The organism is Pedobacter sp. 05T44 (assembly GCF_056395985.1).
Genome location: NZ_JBFTKO010000003.1, coordinates 343534 through 364527, shown reverse-complemented (window position 1 = coordinate 364527; position 20994 = coordinate 343534). Strand labels below are relative to the sequence as shown.

Below are 20994 nucleotides of genomic sequence, written 5' to 3'. Positions count from 1 at the left end.
TTCTTTAAGACAATAATCGCACCATTGTCTGTTTTAATCGTTTAATAATCAGCTACGCTGTATTAACAATACAAATGTAAGAATTATTTTTAGATAGTGTAATAAATACACTAAGTAATTTTTCAAATGACAATACTATGATAATTCTATGCATAAAAAAGGAGGCCATAGCCTCCTTTTAATGATCTGATAAATATTTTAATATTTGGTTTTATTTTAGATCTGTGATTTCTATCGTGAAATCGAGTACTGAGTTAGCAGGCACAGGACCGTTTCTCACATTCCCATAAGCGTAAAAAGAAGGGATAATTAAACGAATCTTACCTCCCTTTTGAATTAACGGAATGCCAATCTGCCATCCACCAATTAAACCACCCATTGTAAATACAGCACCGTTTTTAGAATCAAACTCTGTTCCATCTAGTAATCTTCCTGTATAATTTGCAGTAACCTGTGTTGTAGATACATACTCTATATTTCCTGTGCCAGGTGCAATGATTTGATAAAAGACTCCAAATTGTTCGTCCTTTTTTGTGACAATATTGTTTTTTGTTACAAAAGCTCTAATAGCATTTGTATCAGTTGTAAACTGAGCAATTGGATCGTGGTTATCTTCTACGGAATCTTTTTTGCAAGCTACAAGGCATCCTGCCATGCAGATGAAAAGTAATAAATGGTTTATTTTGGTCATGATAATCAAATATATGTTTTTTTAAATCATTACTTGAAGTTAATAAGTCGTTTTAGCAAAAGCAAACGTCTGTTTTTAATAGATTGAGTTTATTAGCTTTGACAAGTAATAAACAGAACCTATGAAAGAAAATAAATATGATAATCCTGCTTTTTTTTTGCAGTATAGCCAAATGACTCGTTCAGTAAAAGGGTTAAAAGGAGCTGGCGAATGGCATGTTCTTCAAAAAATGCTCCCTGATTTTAGAAATAAACATGTCTTAGATTTAGGTTGTGGCTTTGGCTGGCATTGCCAATACGCTGCAGAACATGGTGCTAAATCAGTGCTAGGAATAGATTTGTCAGAAAAAATGCTGAATTCTGCCAACGAAATGAATAAATTTTCATTTGTTGAATATAAGAGAATAGCAATTGAAGCTTTTGATTTCCCTGCTGATTCTTATGATGTTGTACTCAGTTCCCTTGCTTTCCATTATCTGGAATCTTTTGAAGAGGTGTGTCGTAAAGTGTACCAAACGCTTTCTACCGGAGGGGTCTTTGTTTTCTCGGTTGAGCATCCAATATTTACGGCCTATGGAAGTCAGGATTGGATTTACAATGAGGCGGGTGAGCGTATTCATTGGCCGGTTGATAAGTATTTCGATCAGGGAATTAGAAAGGCAAAATTTTTGGGAGAGGAAGTTGTCAAATATCACAAGACTTTAACTGCCTATATTAATGGGTTATTAAAAAATGGATTTGAAATAACGGCCCTGGTGGAACCAGAGCCGGATGAAATATCTTTAAAGACTATTCCTGGAATGCAAGATGAATTACGCAGGCCTATTTTTCTTATTATTTCAGCATTAAAAAAATAAAGTTGGGGGATTGGGTTTTAGCAGTTTTAGTTATTAAAAACTGCTTTGAATGCATTTCTGCAATCTTTACCTATTTCTAAAGGTAGTCCATCTTTTAGGTAAAGTTGAATTTCACCTTCAGCGGTATAGAAATAACGAAAATAGTTGTTAATCTTATCCGGTGCTCCGGTAAATGGGTTGTTCTTTGTACCAAACCATCTAGAATATTTATTATCAATCTCTTGAAGCTTTTCTTCAAAAGCCAGTTTTTTCTTGTCAGTAGTTCCTACCTGCGTTTCGTTTATAATTTCGCTCATATTTTGAATAACGCACAAGATACATAGAATATATCTATTGCTATGATAAATAGGCATTTATAGCTGCATTGTGACAGCTAAATGTTATATTTCTATAAATCCTTATGCTTTTACTTTTTAATCGCGATTAGATCATTTAATTTATTAAACATTTTGATCCAGCTTTGATAAGCACCTGTTTGTTTCGCGTCCTCTTCAGAAACAGTTTGATGGATAGCTAATTTTGTCTGATTTCCAATTGAGGTAAAAGTCACTGTAGTAATGGTTTCTTCTGGCCAGTCTTCAGGTTTTCCGGCAGCAACAGATGCTATTGACTCGCCGTTTTCATTCGTAAGAATCATTGAGAAAACTAGTTTTTCGGGAAATATAACCTGATCGTAGACGCCCTTTATCCAACAATCTCCATGTATAGGATCATGAATACAGGAGTGAAATGTACCACCCTCCTTTACATTGATGTACTTGAATTCGATGGTACAGCCATCAGGTGCATACCAGTGTTTTAATTGCTCTGGATCTGTCCAGGCATTAAATACAAGTTCACGTGGGGCATCAAAAAGATGCGTAATGAAAAGTTCTTTTTTAGATTGTCCCATCTTCTTTCTGTTTAGTTTGTATTGTTTGTAGGTAATTGTCTAGTTTTTCAAATTTGCTGACCCATTGTTTCTTGGATTGCTCAACCCAGTCAGCCACTTCATTTAGTTTATCAAGCTGAGGCTCACAAAATCGTTCTCTGCCTACCTGCTTAATTACTACTAATCCACATTCAGTGAGGATTTGTATGTGTTTGGATATTGCTTGTCTACTAATATTGAAAGCCTCGGCTACAGCGTTGAGATTCAAAGGCTCTTGTGCTATTCTTTGAATAATTTCGCGGCGGGTAGGATCAGCGATGGCTTGAAATACATCTCTTCTTGTTATCATTTTGCAACTATATGGTTGCAAATATAGATGCAATCATTTGATTGCGCAATATTTTTGAAAAAATAAATTCAAAGCGACGACCTTACCTTTTTAGATGCTTTATGAAAATGGTTTGATTTTTGTCCACTATTTAAAACTATTTTAATACCCTCTGGTCATGATTAAAACGCTAAAACTTCAGAAAGCAGTAATTGCCTTTATATTGGGCATACTGGCGCTAATTGCTTATAAAGTGATGAGTGTGAACAAAGTGGAATCAAGTAATTACATGTTGTCGTTTGCAGGCATTTTATTTATCGCAGGAGCATTGATGCTCATCTATCCCATTCTTTTTGCAAAAAAAGATAAAGAAGGGTGTGTAGAACTTGATCCTGAAATACAAGAAGAAATGGTTGCAGCAGAGGCACAAGTATCCACAACTGAAGAACCTGTAACTGAAAAAGTTGTGGTAAACGAAAAAATGGGAGAGGCTTAAACCACCCCACCCATGTATGGATCCGTTATCGAATCTTCTCCTGTTTCAACATGTCCTGCATATTGCTTTGAAAATGCATTGTAACCCTCTAATTGAATTGTAAAATCATACCAACCTGAACTCTTTTGAAGGTCAATAATTAAAGTTTTTTTACTTTTCGTACCTAATGATATCGATCTGGTGGCATCGCTTTTATAAACATTGTCGATTAAATTTATCTTTAAATCCTGATCACCCTCATTTTCAAGAATAAGTTCAATGTTGCCACTTGGCTTTTTGCTTAAAAACCCTTTAACCTCATAATGGCAGTTAGCCTTTAGCGAAGGGTCATTTTTATCACCTTTAAACGCTCTGAAAAAACCATTAGGAGCACTTATACATAAATCATATTGCCCATCCCCAAAATTTTGCAACGTTAGGCGGTCTAGAATTTTGTCTCCATTTTTTACTGCATATGCCCAGGTCTTTCCTGCCTGCCCGTTATATAGATTAGTAGTGTATACATTAAAGGGTGCTCCGACTGGCAATATTTTTTGCCCGAAATTGCCTCTGCCTGCTTCTAGCCAAAGTTCTACTTTGGTTTTAGAACTATCAAGATTACATTCTGCAAAGAGTTGATACGGTAAAGCGCAAGCCTTACTTGTTCCTCGTTCTTGTTGAGGTAAATAAGCCCCTGAAGCTATTTCAGTTTTTGATAAAGGATTTGGCTTAACCTGTGCCGGCTTATTTTTTGCATTTTGAATATTGGTAACAACTTCTTCTCTTTTTAAAGGTGCTGGTGCAACAGATGACATCCCTGTTGAAGGCCTGAAAGCTGATGTCAGATCGCCACAAATTACTCTTCTCCAACTGCTAATCATATTACTGCGAATTTTCTTCCCGGTTTTTTTGCTAAGTATGTTTTCTAAAAACATGAGTGAAGAGGTGTGGTCAAAAACTTGCGAATTTACATAGCCCCCTTTGCTCCAGGGAGAGGCAATGATCATTGGCACACGATAACCTAATCCAATAGGGCTATCTTTTTCTAGCTCATAATCGGCATCAACAGAAATTCCTTCAGAAACTTTTCCACTCGATGGGTCGTTAGGTTTTGGAACTACATATGGAGGGATGTGATCAAAGTACCCATCATTTTCATCATATGTAAGGATGAAAACTGTCTTTTTCCATACTTCGGGGTTCTTTGTTAAAATGTCAAGCGCTTCAGATACATACCATGTTCCATACAACGGTGAACTGGTATGATCAGAGAATCTTTGCGGAGCTACCAGCCATGAAACGGTGGGTAGTTTGCCATTGTCAACATCAGAGCGAAACTGATGGAAGATATCGTTTTTCGGGATGCTGATGGTTTCTTCGTGTCCCCGGTCATTAGTAAAGGTAAATGGAGCAAGTTCCAGATAGTTAAACGGCGCATTTATATTGCTGGCAAATGCTTTGTCTATTAAATTCTTTTCACGGGTAGATAGCTTATTGTATTTTTCGGTTACCTGTGCTGCAGTGAGGGCAGGCTTACTTGTCGAATCACCATTCTTTCTGAAATATGCCGCAAGCTTAACGTTGTAGCGTTTTACATACTCAATTGCATTGTCCCCGTAATTACCTAACCAATCATCTACATTGTCACCTTGTAAATCTGCTGTCCATATTTCATTTTGGTAGATCTTCCAATCAATGCCATTATCTTCTAATACCTCTGGAAATGTATCCCAGTCTACAAAAGCACCCTCTCTTGATTCTGCTTGAGAATTGTTTACAGCTGCTACCGAACTCCCGTTTAATTCAGGCCGAATGTTACCTGTCCAGAAAAATAACCTGTTTGGAGTAGTGCCGGTAAGAGATGAGCAAAAATTATGGTCACAAATTGTAAAGGCTTCGGCCATTGAATAATAAAAAGGAATATCTGTCCTGTCATAATATCCTAAAGACATAAGTGATTTTACAGGTACCCATTTATCATACTTGCCGTTGTTTCGGGCAGCAAGCTGGTCCGACCAGGAGTGAGGCAGCCCACCTTGCCAGGTAATCTTTGTTTTATTAATGTCTACATGAAACGGGGCATAGGTTTTACCCTCATTATCTTTTTGTAACCAGACCTTATCCTTATCAGGAAGTGTAAAAGCTCTTGGATCATTAAAGCCACGAACACCTTTGAGCTTACCAAACATATGATCAAAAGAGCGGTTCTCCTGCATCAGGATTACAATATGCTCTGCATCATAAAATGTAGATCCGGGATCTGCTTCGATTGCCATTGCCTTTTGGATAGACATAGGAATTACATTGGGTAAACCCACTGCTCCAGATAATAGGGCAGCTTTTTTAAGAAAGTCTCTTCTTGAGTTCATAGTGGTTCATTTGTATGTTGTGTGTTTGAACCAAATGTAATAAGAATAGAAATAAGTTGGTAACCGATAGATTACCCCTTTAGCGCTTTCCAGATCAGGTCATGAATTTCCGTCGCCTGTACATTGCTGTTGTTTAGCTTTTGATCCGTAATTAAAACAGGGTGAAACTCTGCAGGTGTGTTGATGCTGCCATGTGAGCCCTTAATTAAGGTGGCATCTAATGGAATAACATCCATTACATAACGGAAACCTGCTTTTTTTCTTAATAGCTTGTATGCCGCACGCGGTTTAGAAGACATGAACATTTCAACAGGGTCATACCCTGGTTTTTTATGAATATCTACGCACCTGGCATAATCAGGAGCTTTTGCGTCGTCAAGCCAGAAATAATAAGTAAACCAGTTTGCCGGTTCAGCAACCAATACAAAGTCGCCCGCCCTTTCATGGTCCATTCCATATTTCTTTTTGCCTTCCTTATCTAAAACCATAGCAATGCCAGGAGTTTTTTCAAGAATAGTTTTTACCTGGTCGGTTACCGTTGGATCATTGATGTAAACATGTGCAACCTGATGATCCGCAACCACAAATGCTTTAGAAGCACCCGCATCTAATAATTCTAAACCTCGCTCTACACGAATCTGCAACAGCCCGTTTTCTCTAAAGATTCTGTTTAGGTGAATCGGTTTGCTTACCGGAACAATCCCGTATTCGGATAGAATAATGATATTGGCTCCTTTTTTTTCATAAAATGTTACCAGGTCCTTTACCAATTCATCTATCTCGCCAAGTTCTTTGCTGATTTTATCAAAGTCACTGCCGAATTTTTGCAGACAATAATCCAGATGTGGCAAATATATTAAGGTAAGGGTAGGATTGTAAAGATCCTCAGTAATCATAGATGCATCAGCAATCCATCGGCTAGACTTTATATTTGCACCTGGTCCCCAAAATTGAAAAAGCGGAAACTGACCTAATTTATCCTGTAAAATATCGCGTAATTCTGCCGGTTCTGAATAACAATCAGGAAGTTTTCTGCCATCAGCTAAATAGTTTGGACGTGGAGTTACACTGTAGTCAGCATTTGAATACATGTTGTACCACCAGAACATATTGGCGCAAGTAAAATTAGGATCTTCTTTTTTTGCCTTGTCCCAGATCTTCTCTACAAGCACAAGCTTGTTTGATTGCTTCCAGAACTTGATTTCCGAATCCATATGGTCGTACCATCCGTTCCCGACAACACCATGTTCTGTTGGCTGTCTTCCTGTTAAATAAGTTGATTGTACACTGGTAGTTACAGCCGGTAGCATTGGTGCTATTGCACCAAGGTTTTTATCTTTTATGTATTGTTCTAAAAAGGGAGTATGCTTGCCAATAAGGTTCGAGGATAAGCCAACAACATCTATTACTACAGTTTTCTTCATCTTAAACATTTGTTTTAATTACCCAGTTCAGTTCATTACTGATAGATTGGGCAATCGGTAATTTTAATTGCTCCGGTAATACTTCCCAGGTATAGGTTTCTACTTCCAGATGGTCAGTAAAAGGGGCATTCTTTTGAAGTTCCAGAACAGTGGTAATATCATCCTGAGTAGATTGTAATAATCCGATCTCTTTAATTGATATTGGTACATGGAAATGTGCCCTCCATTGCGTGGCTTCCTGATTTTCAAAGTCTTCAAGAGCAGGAGTAAGGTCCGAATAACGAATCAGCCCACCATCTTTCTTTAAGGCAACTACCTGATGCAGATAGGTTGGCTCATTAAACGTCTGAAAGCTGTTCTTTATGATTTCTCTATCTGCTTCTGATTTATCAAGATTTGCTTTTAAAGCAGCACTGATCTGTATTTTGCCTACTTTAATGCCTTTTGCTTCAAGTTCTTTTAGAACCTCATCATGAGCTTCATAGCCTATAGCAAAGTGACAAACATCATAGCAAAGGCAAAGGTGTTTTTTAATTAATGATTCGGCTTCAATGCCAGCAACATTAAATGAACTTTCAATTGCCGGAATGCCAAGTGGCAGCAAATCATTCTCAAACCAATCTATAAATTCCCTTCCGGTTTCAAGTATGCCATCAGGCTCAGGTTCCAGATCAAGGTGCATAATTTTACCAGTTTGCTCGCTAATTCTAATCAGTTCTTTTATAACCGCTATTACATTCAAGGTAGCAGTGCGTTTTGCCTGTGCAAAATCGTCAGCAGTTTTAAACCAGTGCCTGTAACTAAGTGGCGATGTTGAAATCCCCCCATTCATACCTTCAGGTAATAGAGATTGGAGTATATTAAAAAGTCTGATAGTATATTCTCTGCGCGCGTCTGTTGTCCAGTCAGGTGTATGTACATCTTCTTTAACCACTGTGCGGTGAAATTCTCCGTAAGGGAAACCATTCATGGTAAAAACATAAGCGGCATTTTCCTTAAGCCACTGCTTAAATTCAGCCAAAGCATCTTCTTTAATCAATTCAAGACTAGAGATATTTGACAATCTAAGTCCTAGTCCAAGTGGTCCGTTTGGTGAAACAGATTGTTTGATCACAGGGAAATTCTCTTGTAACGCTTTAAAATCATCATCCCAGTTTTTGCCCGGATGTATGTTTGTGCAATAGGTTAAATGGCCAGTGTTGACTTTCATTATTATTGGTTGCTTATAGGTAAACCAGCGTGTGTACTGGTAAAGTTTAAAACATAGTTGCTCGCTTCCATCAATAACTGGTGATCCATCTGATGTACCTCTTTCCCAGTACCCAAATCAGTAAGCAGGGTAATGGTAAGTTTGCCGCCAAGATGTTCCTGAAATTCTGCCAATCCACGAAGTATTGGAGATTCAGAATCGTTAATCTGGATAAATGGATTAGAAATGTCAAAAGACAGGTGAATCAGTACACTTAATATGCGCTGTAATTTTTCTTCTGTTAGCATTCCTGTCAGGAAAGAATAGGTGCTATCTAAAGCAATACCCATTGCCACAGCTTCACCATGTAAAACGCTGAAGTTACTTAGCTGCTCTAGTTTATGTGCACTCCAGTGGCCAAAATCTAGTGGCCTGGCCGATCCTGTTTCAAATGGATCATCACCGGCAATATGGTTTAAATGCAATTGAGCACAACGTTTGATCAGGTAATTCATCGTATCCATATCCCGTGCAACCAGTTGTGCCGCATTATCTTCAATCCAGTAAAAGAATTCAGGATCTTTGATAAGGGCAACTTTTACTGCTTCAGAAATACCCGAACGCCAATCTCTGTCACTTAACGTAAGCAAAAACTGGTCATCGTTAAATACTGCCGATGGCGGTGCAAAAGTGCCAAGAAAGTTCTTTTTACCATTGTAATTGATGCCATTTTTAACACCAATACCAGAGTCGTTTTGCGAGAGTACAGTTGTAGGGATACGGATATGTTTAATACCGCGGTGCGAAACTGCAGCCGCATAACCAACAAGATCAAGTACGGCGCCCCCTCCAATGGCAGCAATGTACGAATGCCTGTCAATTCCATAAACATTCACTGCTTCAACCAGTTGGTCAAAAAGTGCAGTGTCATTTTTTGATGCTTCTCCGCCCGGAACAATCATGATGTCCTTAATCAGCTCCACATCTTTATGTTGCTCAAAGTAAGCCTTAATTGATGGTACAAGGTCAGGATGAGCATCGGCAACACCCTTGTCCAGTACGAAAAATATTTTGCGCAAGGCCTCTGAAGGCTTCTCCTTAAAGAAGTTTGCCAAGATAGGATTGCCTGTATCAAATAGCGAAGCAGTGAAGTATATTTTATACTCAAATTTTACACTAAACGACTGTTCTAAATAACTCATAGTTGAAAATTCCTGACTAAGTAACAGCGAATGCTTTACTTAGTAATATTGATAATGGTAATAAAATAACAATTGATAGGGCTACTTTCCAGTCGGCAAAGACGCTAGCCCAGGCAGCATTCATTAATATTAATGCAATAACACCTGCTTTTACTGCCTTACCTATATTTGGCCCTATTGGATTTTGTATGGCTTTTAACAGCGGTATAAATATCATTAAAGCAAAAGGTACAATAAATGCCAATGTGATGCGTATATCGCCTTTTGTGGTGGCGAAAAAAAGAATGCTGGCAATTACAATAGCGTAAAGTATCGCAGCAAAATAAAGCATATTTTTACTTCCTCCGTGTACTTCACCTCTGCTAATCATGGTAATAGACGCAATATAGATAATAGGTACAAGGGCTAAAAACCACCATTGTTGCACCTGAGAGCTAATAATACTTACGCCTAGCAATAGGTTTAATCCACGACATAACCCCATATTTAGTGGGCCTAATATGGAATGATGTTTAGCCCATCTGTTATAAGTAAGGCATGCAATCATAATAGACACTGCAAGTACTGATGTTGTGGTGCCAAAAAGGTTGGCTGCCGCAATTCCTATAAAGAAGAATACTGCGCCAAAAATAGTTGCTGCTTTTTTGCTTACTAATCCGCTTGGGATTGGGCGTTCCGGACGTTCTATCTTATCCAGATCGGCATCATAAACATCATTAAAGATAATGCCGCCACTGTACAAACCTATTGTTGAGATGCAAAGCAGTATAACAGGTAGCTGTAAAGTGCTCCATCCCGTTAATGAAAAGGAACCCGAAATAGCTATGCCCGCCAGTACATCTGCAACAGAAGTAACAACATTTGCAGGCCGCATTAGCCTTATATATCCTAATAGTTTTTTCAATGTATACCTAATTAGGAAATGATGATAGAATTTTTATCTATTCTTGGTTGTTGCCCGCCACGCAAAATCGAATTGCTTTCAAATTTCTGACTTTGATCAATGTTTTTAACTGAAATAAAATCGTTCTCATCAATTTGTCCACTTTGTGCAAATGCTGTTATAGCATTTCTGTAACTAACCAGTTCAATATCAGTAAGGCTAATTCCCGATTTTTTCATTAATGCCGCAGTTTTAGGTACTGCAAGTGGATCCGAAATGCCCCAGTCTGCTGCTGAATTGATCATGATTCTTTCAGATCCATATTGTTTTACCACCTCTACCATGCGCTCATTGCCCATTTTGGTAAAAGGATAAATGGTAAATGCGGCCCAAAAGCCTCTGTCCAGAACTTCCTTAACAGTTTCCTCGTTATTATGATCTACAATTACCGAATATGGAGAAAGTCCATGTTCTATCGCAATATCCATACTACGTTGCGTGCCTTTTTTCTTATCTCTGTGTGGTGTGTGAATCTGCACAGGCAACCCTGATTCTTTTGCCAGTTCCAATTGCAAACGGAAATATTTTTCTTCGGCAGCAGTCTGATCATCAAAACCAATTTCGCCAATACCAACTACCCCTTCTTTAAAAATAAAGTGAGGAAGTATTTCCATTACTTGTTCTGCCAGTTTTTCGTTATTGGCCTCACGAGAGTTTAAGCCTATGGTGCAATAATGCTTAATACCGAATTGTGACGACCTGAATCTTTCCCAACCAATAAGGCTGCTATAATAATCGGTAAAACTGTCTACTCCTGTACGCGGCTGACCCAGCCAAAAAGCCGGCTCTATTAAAGCTACAATACCTGCATCGGCCATAGCCTGGTAATCATCTGTAGTACGTGAGGTCATGTGTACATGCGGGTCAAAAAATTTCATCCCGCTGATGTCATTTAAATCAAGAGAAGTTTGAATTTTTTCTCCTTCATTTCTTTCCTGAAAATTATCATTACAGCACATAATTCAAAATTTATATTTTCTGATTTTTTTGTTCTATCAATTTGTATATCTCCGGATTAACAGTTCTGTGAGCGGCTAAACGTTCTTGTACATAGTCGCTTAAAGTATCCGATAATGCCTGGTTGGATCTCTCCTTTAATCCAATGATGTGATTAACGTCTTTCTCTGTAAAAAATGCTTTCAGCACCAATTGGTTCCATGCCCCTTCTGAAAGGAAATGAGCTGGGTATGGGTTGTGGTACATAATGGCTTCCAATACGGTGCCAATATTGCTGCGTATTCCATCCTCACATCTGGCAACCCATTCTTCAGCATAAGCTAAAAATGGCAAGGCAGAATAAAGTGCAATTTGCTCGTTCATTTCAGAGGCAATAAACAACCCGTTTATCTTTTTGATATAGGTTTCTTTATGCTCATCTGGAACCTGCATCAATAGCCAAACACGAGAAAGCCTGTCGGCAGTCCACCCATTTAATGAAAAACCGGGTAGTAGCCCATCTATTTTTTCCTCATCCTCTGTCTGCACCTCTATCGGCTTTTTTCCGGCCAAACGTGGCAGATGCGAAAAGGCGAGGTTTAATTGTATTGATTTTTCTTCTGTCTTAATCAATTCAATCTTATTCTCCAACCACAACAAGGCATCACTGCTAAGGTTTTGTTTAATGATTTGCAGAAAAAGATCATTAAGGCTTTTTATCCCTTCTATATCTATCAAAAGCATGATGTTCTTTTTTATAAATTGACAGCTACAAAATAGTTGATGGCAAGTGCACCGCTTATAATCAGAAGACCAAAGAACTCTCTGGTTTTCTCTATATAAGGCTTGGTGGCCTGCATACTCTCAACTAAGCTTGGGCTTCGGTACTTCATTATCCAGTCGCGCACTCCGTCTTTTGCAAAAAAGAGGATGATTGCGTAAATAAGATAGAAAGATATGGCAACAAGATATACGATGGGATAAAAAAGATTAAAAATGGCAAATCCACAACAAATGGAAGCCACCATATAGATAGGCACCCAAAGCCATGAGTCTTTGTCATTAAGGTTTACATACGCAAATAGTATAAACGCGATGCAAAAAATAGAGTTTAAAATGCTAAGTAGCATAACAATGAAGATTAAATTTGTGTGTGTATTTAATTAACAAATACAAATAAACAGATAATTAACTCGATTTAATAAGGTCGTATTGTAAAAAAAGAAATAGGGTACACAAAAATATTACTTTCAATGTGTTGGTTTTTATGTAATTTCATTGGTAAAGTCTCTATTTTAAGGAAATTGTTATGAAGAATTTTTTGAGTTTATCTTTTGTAATGTTGCTGGCTCTATGTGTTAATGCACAGCACAAACTGGAAAAAATATGGGAAACAGACAGTATAATTAATCTGCCTGAATCTGTATTGCCTGATGTTAAGGCCGGAGTATTGTATGTATCAATAATGGGAAATAGCCCCGATAATAAGGATGGAATTGGTGGGGTAGGCAAACTGGATATGAACGGAAAGGTGATTAATTTGGATTGGATTACCGGACTTAACTCCCCAAAAGGGCTTGCAATACATGGCAGCAAAATGTATGTTGCTGATTTGACGGATGTGGTAGTGATCGACATCCCTACAAGTAAAGTTGAGCTGACTATACCAATAGAAGGATCTAAGTTCTTAAATGACGTTACGGTTAGCGATAAAGGCGTGGTGTATGTTTCAGACTCCCGGACAAAAAGAATCCATCAGATCATTAACAATAAAGATGTTGTCTATATGGAAAATATAGATGGTGTTAATGGACTCAAAGCAGTTGGCGACGATCTTTATATCGCTGGTGGGGGCAAGAACCTTTTAAAGGCCAATGCAAAGAAAGAGATGATCAAGATTGCAGGGCTGCCTTTTGGTGGAGACGGAATTGAGCCAATTGGCAATGGCGATTTCTTATTCTCATGTTGGGGTGGTTATATCTATTATGTATCTGCCAATGGCACTTCCGAACTATTGTTGGATACGCATCTGGAAAAGAAAAACACTGCTGATATTGGATACGATCCGGTTAAAAAAATAGTTTATATCCCTACTTTTTACAAGAAGAGCATAATGGCTTACCAGTTAAAATAGATTCCTTCTATTGTGCACTTAATTGCTTAACTTGTTCAAGCATATCATCAAGTGTCTTTCTGTTAAGTGCTTTGCCTGCAGTTATCACAGCGAAGATCTTTTGAGTTGCACTTATATTGCTCAAAGGATTTTCGTCTAATAATAGTAAATCTGCTTTTTTCCCCTCAGCAATACTACCATACTCTTTTTTGCCAAGAAAATCTGGTGAATTGATAACAGATGCCTGTAAAGCCTGTAATGGGCTTAAACCATATTTCACAAGCAATTCTAATTCTTTATGGAGACCAATACCAGGGTAAGCGTAAGAATTTAGATAACCTGCATCCGTACCGGCTAATATTTTTACACCTGCTTTTTCCAGAAGCGGGAGTGTGGTTACAGTTTTTTCAAACAGCTGATGTCTGAAAGCAATAGCTTCTGCATCATCTTGCTCAACTCTTTTTACACGGCCTTCATAAGTTTTTTGTAAACCTTTTCCTATGTACTGCAGGTAGCTGTCATTTTTATGATTGTCTTTCTCAAAATAGGTAAGGATATAGTTTAGGGAAAGTGTTGGCGTAACATACATGCCATGCTTAGCCATATTTCTGTAAGTTGATAAGGCAGCGGTTTCATCAAAAGTTTCCATAACTTTTTGGTTAAACGCCTTACCTTTCAGGGTGCCTGCTGCAACTTCAGCTGAGATCTCTTTTTCTACTTTTGATCCGGCTTTAAGTGCATAGCCCAAATGCTCAACAGAACTTAAACCTGCATTTGCTATTTGTTCCATTGTTAAGGCACTTGGGATGTGTGCCGACACCCGATATCCACGCTTACGCGCTAGTTTTATAGCTTCTAAAAAGAGATCGGGCTTTAGCGTATTATCTGTTATTTTAACAAAATCGACACGCATTTTTTGTAAAGAATCCAGGGCTTGCTCTATCTCTTTAGTATTTCCAACTTCAATATCACCTTTCCAAACAGATTTATACCCTTCTAGTTTAGGTCCAGAGGTGAAAATGGATGGACCAAGTAGTTTCCCTGCTGCAATTTCATCTCTCCATTGTAATACACTAGGGCTAATGTCAGCTGCTGCATCACGTACGGTTGTAATGCCATAAGCCAGAAATAGCGGTAACAGGTTCTTATTTTCATTGATTAAAGAATCGCCACCACCAAAGTGCATATGCATATCCCAAAGGCCAGGCATCAGATACTTGCCTTTTGCATCCAATATTTGTTTTGAATTGTATCCGCTGATCAGCTTTTCATTAAATACGTTAATGATTTTCCCATCTTTAATAGCTACGGCTTTTCCGGAAATTATTTTGCCTGTTTTAACATCAATGATATTTGCAGATTTGATAATTATATCAGCGTCTTTTTTCTGTGAGAATACGCCAGAGGCCGCTAAACAGAAGAGGATAGAGAATATTAATTTTTTCATTAGGAAGGTTATTTCTTAGCTGCTTCTTCAAGAACAGCTGTTATTTCTTTAAAATTTCTTTTTTTGGCGTGGCTAAGTGCATCAACGCCTTCTTTATCTTTAATGGTAATGTCGCAGCCGGCATTTACCAGAAGCTGAACAATTTTTACATATTTATCGCTTCCATCACCAAGAATAACGGCTTCCAGTAATGCTGTCCACCCTAATCTGTTTATATGATCAATAGGATAGTTTTTGTCTTTTAGTAATTCAGTAACTATTGCAATATGACCCCTTTCGCATGCAGGTATTAACGCAGTACCATTATACCGATTAAACACTTTATAGTTCGCGCCCGCTTTTAAGCAAAGCTGAAGTATTTCGAGATAACCGGAAGCCCCGGCGTATAGAAAAGGGCTGTTTAGCATATTGTCTTGCTGGTTTACATTAGCTCCGGCATCGATCAGCATTTTTGCCAGCGTAATGCGATTGCTGTAAGTAGCATTCATTAAAGGTGTTTCTCCTTTGCTATTTCGCAGCTCAACGTTCTTATTTACAGAAAGCCATTGCGATAGCTTAGTGCTGTCGTTTGCCGCTATGATTTTGAAAACCTCTAATTCGTTTTGTTCCATGTTTTTTTTCTGCGAACAAGCATTCATTGCAATGCAAGTAAGGATGATGACAGATAAGATTCGGAAATTCATATGCAAATTTAGTTCTTAAAGCCTCAGCTAAATAGGACTGATTATCATAATAAGGGTACTAATTATTTGTTTTCCGAAATTGCTGAGGACTAACACTCGTATTTTTCCTGAAAAATCTGGAGAAATAAGAGGTGTCGTTAAACCCAAGAGAATAGGCAATCTCTTTAATATCAAGGTTTGTTAACGTTAGCATCCTTTTTGCTTCGAGCAAAATACGCTCTCGAATAAGGTCTCCGGCAGTTATTCCTGATTTTTTCCTGCAAATCTGATTCAGATAATTAGCAGTAACGTGTAGCTCTGCAGCATAAAATGATACCTCGCTATGCGCAGCGTAATGCTTATCGAGAAGTGCAAGGAAATTGTTAATCAGGCGATTGTCGGTAGTAGAGTCCTGCAGATCAAAGCAGTCTGAATACCATCTTTTCAATAAAATCAATACAATTTGTAATCTGGTTTGAATTAGTTCAGTTTCAAATTGTCTGGGGGTAGTTAATTCCTTCAATATTTGCTCTAGCTCCTGAACAAGATCCGGGTATTGATTATTTTTAAGGGCCAGAACAGGAGAGGACGACAAATTGAAAAATGGCAACCTTAGACTCCCGGGAAGCATAAACTTCTGCGAAAACATTAACTGATAACCAGATGTTTTTTCTGAGAGCTCCCATTGGTGGGCCTGCCCGGGTGCAAGGAAAAACACCATTTTGTTATGAACGATATGCTCTTTAAAATCTATGGTATGCGTGCCGCTACCCTGATCTATAACAAGGAGCATGTAAAAATCATGCTTATGCGCATGAGGAATGGAGGGCATGTTAATAGGGTCGTGGCGTAGTAACTTAAAGTCTTCCCCTGTGTAAGGAAGTTTAAAGATCTGTTCGATGCCCACCGTAGGTAATAACATACCTTATCCTAGTGTAACTTAACGTAGGTTTCTACGATCTCATGATTAACATTCAGGCTATCTATTTTTTCAATGCCACGTTGCACCAATGTATCATTACTTATTTTTAATGTAAAACTGAATTTCAGATTTTCCCAATCTCTAAAGCTGCAGTATTGAAGATGTTCTTCGTATTTATCTCCATTTAACGTATATGTGCCACTACCCGCATCGAAAATAGCTCCTTTGCCCTTTCCTTTGTTAACATCATGCTTGAAAAAGGAAAAATGAGTATCATTAAATTCTTTAATCATCTCCTGATTTTCTACAGGAAAAGTATTTGCGGTATCACCTTTGGTTATCACTTTTGCGGATATAAGTTTCCAGGTTCCGTTTATAGATTGCTCAGATGATTTTTTGGTTTCTGTCTGCCCAGAACAGGAGGCTAATGTAACTGCGGAAAGGATGATTAATTTTAATAGTTTCATGGTTTGATCTCGTTAGTTTCAACGTTATTTAAATATAAATAATTATTTTATGATCATACTGAATGCACTCTCTTTTAAGGCTAACACATCTTCCCGTTTTATAAAATGCTCATCGGATGTGAATATCAAATCAATTTGACCTTTAAAATAAGTTGTAAACAGAGTTGTCGGATTACCGAACGGAAAAATTGTCGAAGGGGATTGCAAAGATTCGATTTCAAGCGCACCATATTTTTCGTTTATGCTTACTTTTCCCATGTTTGAAAGGGTAAAATCATGGGCTCCTTTATCAGCCTTGGCATATCTGGTCATTCTTGGTAAAGAAGGCAAAAGGCACTCGCTGTATAGCAATACGGTATTTACATTCATCTCATCTATTTTTTTTGCCAGGCCATTTTTAAATTCACGGGTTTGGTTCCAAAAACCATCGGTTTTTTTGTTCGAAAGATTGAGCCCAACCATTGCCGGAAAAGCAAAGAGCATATTGCTTTTAACTTCTGGCAGGAACTTCCGCATGTCTACTGCGCAATAAAGTCTGGAATGCGATTTTATGGTTTTAATTTCTTTAAACCCTCTTAAAAATGCCACACTTAGTGCATCGTGGACAGAAGCCCCTTCAGATTTGCATTTTTCAATAATTAGGGAAGATTCTTCTTTGCTAAGTTTCCAATGTAAAAAAAATGGTTTTTCTCTTTTAATCTCTTTTTTAAAGGCCACCGCAAGTAAGGCAAGCTTTGCAACTTTAGAAAATAATTGAATCTTTAATTTGTTTGCCTTGCTTTCCTGGATTTCGGGAGGAATAAAATCCTGTATAGAGGAAAAGGATTTATAGGCACCTATTTCTTTTTCCGGATCGCCTAACAAAGACAATGTTTCATCCATAAGGTTCAGGATAGATCTGCCATCACATATACAATGATGGCCCACAACAATCAGGTCAGAAACACTTTCTGATTTTAACCACACCAACCTAACCAAAGTATCATTCTTAGTGTTAAATGGGGTAAGGCATTCTGTGATAGATTCCCTTTCCCAATCCTGGTCTGTTTGTCGGTTAACTATGCGAAGGCCGATTCTTTGAACCGGATTCTGTTCAACAAAATAAGGGATACCTACCTCATCTTCCCAAACATTACTGCCTAGCAATGGGTGCCTGGCCTGAATCTTTAATAGTGAGGCATGTAATTCAGATTCCTGAACCGTACCTTTAATTGTAACAGAGGAAACAACATTCACAGCTGTTTGGCCGCCTGCATACATGGTCCCTTCAATTAAAGATAGTTTTCTTTTCATTTCATCTAGTTGCGCTATTATTAGTAAAAGTACTAATAATGACAACTAAATAATTGATAAGTTATATTATTCCAAAGTCCATGTTGAGTCCATGTTTTTCGGATAAAAACATGGATTTATACTGTAATTTGAATGAAATCACATTGGGATGTGGTACTGTTAAAGATAAAGGAGTGTTTAACTGGGTTAAAATACTGGTTCCCTACCTGACCCTTTCGAATCAATTCTTGTGGGGAGTAGGTTTATGGTGGGATATTTTATCCAGGATCTTTTTGATCATGTTCTTTCCAAAATGACTGATTTCTATGCTTTTCGATCCAATTTTATGATTGGGATAAAGAAAGATCGTATCCGAGAATATTAATATATTCGCATTGAATGATCAACCTTAATCCAGAAACACTTGTATCTGCAATAATCTGTGTAAATTTTTTCTCTATCGGTCTTTACACATTTCTGATAAGACAAAATCGCAGCAAGACTGCTAGCCTTTTTCTCTTGTCTTTTTGCATTTCTCTTGGTTTAAATCAGTTATATGATTTATTGGTTTTCAATGGGATCTACGGGAACTACTTTCGCTTTCTGGATGAATTTTCGCTGCTTATTGCTTTCTCATCACTCTATTTTTATATCGCTTCCCTGACCCAAAACTTGTTCCGTTTTCAGAAAAAACATATTGTTCATTTAATACCTATTCTTATATTTCTGTTAATCTGGGTATTTCCATTACCCATTATAGAACAGTACCACAATAGTTCTTTTTTAAGAATTTTATACAAATATTATAATAACATCCAGGGAATAATTTACGTGTTCCTCATTAATGGTCTCGTAAATCAGCATCAACAAATCTTGAAGGATCTTACCTCTACAGCTCGGGAAAATGACCTTAACTGGGTAAGAATAATGGTGATTTTATTGTTGATTGTCATCGTCTTCTGGACATTAAGTGGTTTCGAAAAAGATTGGCTTAATCTGACAGGGTACAGCCTTTTAATTTTCAGTTATTGGCTCGGTTATCATATTATAGCACAAAAAGGCATTTACAGAAGCATGCTGCCGGAGCTTGAGGTAGCGGAACTAAAACAAAGGGAAAAGAGGTACAAAAATTCAACCTTATCTGTTCTGGAGAAAGCCGAAATGGTTGAACATGTTAAACACTTAATGGAGATCGAGAAGCCATACCTTAATAACGAGCTTACGCTTACTTCTTTGGCGGATAGATTACAAATGAAACCTATTCATCTTTCGCAGGTATTGAATGAAGAGTTTAAGGAGAACTTCTACTCCTTCATTAATAGGTATCGAGTAAATGAAAGCAAAAAAATGTTACTTGAGCCGAGATATTCTCATTACAATATTCTTGGGATAGCTCTTGAATCCGGTTTTAATTCAAAAACAACCTTTAACAAGGCTTTTAAAGAGAACACAGGTATCTCTCCTTCCGAATTTCAACGTACCTCAACACGTGCGTCTTAGCTTAGACGGGCGATTGGCACATACATATTATCCAGTTTTGCACTATTAATTGGTGTAAAACAAATAATAGAACAATGAGATTTCTTAAAATTCTTCCTCTCCTTATGGTATTATTTCCAGGCGTTGTGATTGCACAAACTACTGTTGACTCGCTGACGTATCATCTTGATGAATACCTGCATAAAAAGGATCTGCCGGGTTTTGCAGTGGTCATTCTAAACAATAAAGGGCCAATATATCAGAAAGGATTTGGATACGCCGACATTAAGAATCAAAAAACATTTACGCCAAAAACCATCCAGAATATAGGCTCGGTAAGTAAAACAGTTGTTGCGGTTGCGCTAATGAAAGCGATTGAGTTAAACTATTTTACGTTGGAGACAGATATCAACGAGATACTACCTTTTAAAGTGGTAAACCCTTATCGCCCGGATCAGTTAATAAGAGTTAAGGACCTCACTACCCACACTTCTGGAATTATCGATAATGAGGATATGTTTAACAGGACCTACCGTTTCAGGAAATCGTCTGATTTAGATCCAATACTAGGTCAGTTCATGAAAGCGCATGGATATACGTCGGACCTCGCGGATACAACGCTACAAACTTTCTTAAAGTCTTACTTAAGTCCGACGGGAAAATTATACAGCGCTAAAAATTTTTATGACAGCGAACCGGGAAAACGTGCAAGTTATAGCAATGTCGGGTCCGCATTGGCGGCTTATCTTATTGAGGTCAAGTCAGGCATGTCATTTCCTGCGTTTACGGAAAAATATGTTTTTGGACCTCTCAAAATGCATCATTCTGACTGGTATTTAACTAGAAGGAATTTAAAACAACATTCGGTTCCTTATTTCACCAAACAAATGGCTTTTCCATATTATACATTAACAACCTATCCAGATGGGGGGCTCAGAACTTCAGCACTGGACCTAAGTAAATACGTCCTGGAAATGATCCGTGGCCTAAATGGTAATTCGAAAATACTTGCAAACGAGTCTGTTAAAACCATGTTTAAGCCTGTCTTTACGGCAGCTACCGTACCTGCTAATATGAACCTTCAAACACGTAATAAAGGAGTGTTTTGGAATATTTACAACGACGGATATATCGGTCATGACGGGGACGATCCGGGAGTTACCACCAATATTTTGTTTAACGATCATATTGGTATTGTTTTCTTGACCAATATTTACCTGAAAGACAGGACAGATATATTGAAGATCCTGAAAAAATATGGGGAAAGACTAGTAAAAAAATAATCTAAAGACTGGATATGTTGCTTGTATGTTGAGTTCTCCTTAATTATTATGAGGGTACTTTGCGA

The 20994-nt window shown here is 37.8% G+C and carries 23 protein-coding genes; 6 read left to right on the top strand and 17 right to left on the bottom strand.

Features of this window, described 5'->3' with window-relative positions; all coding sequences use genetic code 11:
• Window positions 1–211 precede the first annotated feature (211 nt).
• Complete coding sequence (locus AC1DDK_RS08505; protein ID WP_337717263.1) at window positions 212–691, bottom strand: FKBP-type peptidyl-prolyl cis-trans isomerase; 480 nt, start codon at window positions 689–691, stop codon at window positions 212–214.
• 121 nt (window positions 692–812) lie between these two features.
• On the opposite strand from AC1DDK_RS08505, the gene AC1DDK_RS08500 reads away from it, so the two are divergent.
• Entirely contained in the window at window positions 813–1547 is a 735-nt protein-coding gene (locus AC1DDK_RS08500) for a class I SAM-dependent methyltransferase (RefSeq protein ID WP_337717261.1), read from the top strand.
• A gap of 26 nt (window positions 1548–1573) precedes the next feature.
• Here AC1DDK_RS08500 and AC1DDK_RS08495 read toward each other — a convergent pair whose 3' ends face one another.
• The 3 genes from AC1DDK_RS08495 to AC1DDK_RS08485 all read right to left on the bottom strand — a co-directional run bounded on the left by AC1DDK_RS08495 (window position 1574) and on the right by AC1DDK_RS08485 (window position 2767).
• Complete coding sequence (locus tag AC1DDK_RS08495) at window positions 1574–1843, bottom strand: hypothetical protein (protein WP_048907616.1); 270 nt, start codon at window positions 1841–1843, stop codon at window positions 1574–1576.
• Between the two features lie 110 nt (window positions 1844–1953).
• Window positions 1954–2439 carry an SRPBCC family protein gene (locus tag AC1DDK_RS08490; RefSeq protein WP_337717259.1) on the bottom strand — a complete coding sequence of 162 codons (486 nt, stop codon included), beginning with the start codon at window positions 2437–2439 and terminating at the stop codon, window positions 1954–1956.
• The gene (locus tag AC1DDK_RS08485) at window positions 2426–2767 is read right to left on the bottom strand and encodes an ArsR/SmtB family transcription factor (protein ID WP_172661621.1); all 342 of its coding nucleotides are present in this window, start codon (window positions 2765–2767) and stop codon (window positions 2426–2428) included. The genes AC1DDK_RS08490 and AC1DDK_RS08485 overlap by 14 nt, the downstream gene beginning before the upstream one ends.
• 157 nt (window positions 2768–2924) lie before the next feature.
• Here AC1DDK_RS08485 and AC1DDK_RS08480 point away from each other — a divergent pair, with 157 nt between their 5' ends.
• A complete protein-coding gene (locus AC1DDK_RS08480) occupies window positions 2925–3242 on the top strand; it encodes an isoleucyl-tRNA synthetase (protein ID WP_288881901.1) in 318 nt (105 codons plus the stop codon).
• Here the strand turns inward: AC1DDK_RS08480 and AC1DDK_RS08475 are convergent.
• The 8 genes from AC1DDK_RS08475 to AC1DDK_RS08440 all read right to left on the bottom strand — a co-directional run bounded on the left by AC1DDK_RS08475 (window position 3239) and on the right by AC1DDK_RS08440 (window position 12414).
• Window positions 3239–5590 (bottom strand): phosphocholine-specific phospholipase C, encoded by a 2352-nt coding sequence (locus AC1DDK_RS08475; RefSeq protein WP_337717257.1) that lies wholly within the window; start codon window positions 5588–5590, stop codon window positions 3239–3241. The two genes, AC1DDK_RS08480 and AC1DDK_RS08475, sit on opposite strands and share 4 nt — an antisense overlap.
• 71 nt (window positions 5591–5661) lie before the next feature.
• Window positions 5662–7014 (bottom strand): alkaline phosphatase family protein, encoded by a 1353-nt coding sequence (locus tag AC1DDK_RS08470; protein WP_337717255.1) that lies wholly within the window; start codon window positions 7012–7014, stop codon window positions 5662–5664.
• Window position 7015: 1 nt separating this feature from the next.
• Window positions 7016–8224 (bottom strand): metabolite traffic protein EboE, encoded by a 1209-nt coding sequence (eboE, locus tag AC1DDK_RS08465; RefSeq protein ID WP_288881908.1) that lies wholly within the window; start codon window positions 8222–8224, stop codon window positions 7016–7018.
• Window positions 8225–8226: 2 nt separating this feature from the next.
• Complete coding sequence (locus AC1DDK_RS08460) at window positions 8227–9405, bottom strand: 3-dehydroquinate synthase (protein WP_288881911.1); 1179 nt, start codon at window positions 9403–9405, stop codon at window positions 8227–8229.
• A 16-nt stretch (window positions 9406–9421) separates the two neighbouring features.
• Window positions 9422–10309, bottom strand: coding sequence for a UbiA-like protein EboC (gene eboC, locus AC1DDK_RS08455; RefSeq protein WP_288881914.1), 888 nt, complete (start codon window positions 10307–10309; stop codon window positions 9422–9424).
• Window positions 10310–10320: 11 nt separating this feature from the next.
• Complete coding sequence (locus AC1DDK_RS08450; RefSeq protein WP_172661616.1) at window positions 10321–11307, bottom strand: TatD family hydrolase; 987 nt, start codon at window positions 11305–11307, stop codon at window positions 10321–10323.
• 10 nt (window positions 11308–11317) lie between these two features.
• Window positions 11318–12028 carry an EboA domain-containing protein gene (locus AC1DDK_RS08445; RefSeq protein WP_288881918.1) on the bottom strand — a complete coding sequence of 237 codons (711 nt, stop codon included), beginning with the start codon at window positions 12026–12028 and terminating at the stop codon, window positions 11318–11320.
• A gap of 11 nt (window positions 12029–12039) precedes the next feature.
• Entirely contained in the window at window positions 12040–12414 is a 375-nt protein-coding gene (locus AC1DDK_RS08440; RefSeq protein WP_172661614.1) for a transmembrane 220 family protein, read from the bottom strand.
• Window positions 12415–12593: 179 nt separating this feature from the next.
• On the opposite strand from AC1DDK_RS08440, the gene AC1DDK_RS08435 reads away from it, so the two are divergent.
• On the top strand, window positions 12594–13418 hold the full coding sequence (locus tag AC1DDK_RS08435; RefSeq protein WP_172661613.1) for an NHL repeat-containing protein: 825 nt from the start codon (window positions 12594–12596) through the stop codon (window positions 13416–13418).
• Between the two features lie 7 nt (window positions 13419–13425).
• Here the strand turns inward: AC1DDK_RS08435 and AC1DDK_RS08430 are convergent, their stop codons facing one another.
• From AC1DDK_RS08430 to AC1DDK_RS08410, 5 genes are all read right to left on the bottom strand, one after another.
• Complete coding sequence (locus tag AC1DDK_RS08430) at window positions 13426–14844, bottom strand: amidohydrolase family protein (protein WP_337717252.1); 1419 nt, start codon at window positions 14842–14844, stop codon at window positions 13426–13428.
• Window positions 14845–14852: 8 nt separating this feature from the next.
• The gene (locus tag AC1DDK_RS08425) at window positions 14853–15455 is read right to left on the bottom strand and encodes an ankyrin repeat domain-containing protein (protein WP_288881926.1); all 603 of its coding nucleotides are present in this window, start codon (window positions 15453–15455) and stop codon (window positions 14853–14855) included.
• Between the two features lie 130 nt (window positions 15456–15585).
• Window positions 15586–16428 (bottom strand): helix-turn-helix domain-containing protein, encoded by an 843-nt coding sequence (locus AC1DDK_RS08420; protein ID WP_288881929.1) that lies wholly within the window; start codon window positions 16426–16428, stop codon window positions 15586–15588.
• Window positions 16429–16436: 8 nt separating this feature from the next.
• The gene (locus tag AC1DDK_RS08415; RefSeq protein ID WP_172661609.1) at window positions 16437–16895 is read right to left on the bottom strand and encodes a lipocalin family protein; all 459 of its coding nucleotides are present in this window, start codon (window positions 16893–16895) and stop codon (window positions 16437–16439) included.
• Between the two features lie 42 nt (window positions 16896–16937).
• Window positions 16938–18188: a hypothetical protein gene (locus AC1DDK_RS08410; protein WP_337717250.1), complete on the bottom strand. Its 1251-nt coding sequence runs from the start codon at window positions 18186–18188 to the stop codon at window positions 16938–16940.
• 110 nt (window positions 18189–18298) lie between these two features.
• Here AC1DDK_RS08410 and AC1DDK_RS08405 point away from each other — a divergent pair, with 110 nt between their 5' ends.
• The 3 genes from AC1DDK_RS08405 to AC1DDK_RS08395 all read left to right on the top strand — a co-directional run bounded on the left by AC1DDK_RS08405 (window position 18299) and on the right by AC1DDK_RS08395 (window position 20929).
• Window positions 18299–18484 (top strand): hypothetical protein, encoded by a 186-nt coding sequence (locus tag AC1DDK_RS08405; RefSeq protein WP_288881935.1) that lies wholly within the window; start codon window positions 18299–18301, stop codon window positions 18482–18484.
• Between the two features lie 556 nt (window positions 18485–19040).
• Window positions 19041–19667, top strand: a complete 627-nt coding sequence (locus tag AC1DDK_RS08400) for a helix-turn-helix domain-containing protein (protein WP_337717249.1) — start codon at window positions 19041–19043, stop codon at window positions 19665–19667.
• A 74-nt stretch (window positions 19668–19741) separates the two neighbouring features.
• Window positions 19742–20929 (top strand): serine hydrolase domain-containing protein, encoded by a 1188-nt coding sequence (locus AC1DDK_RS08395; RefSeq protein ID WP_288881939.1) that lies wholly within the window; start codon window positions 19742–19744, stop codon window positions 20927–20929.
• Window positions 20930–20994: the final 65 nt, after the last annotated feature.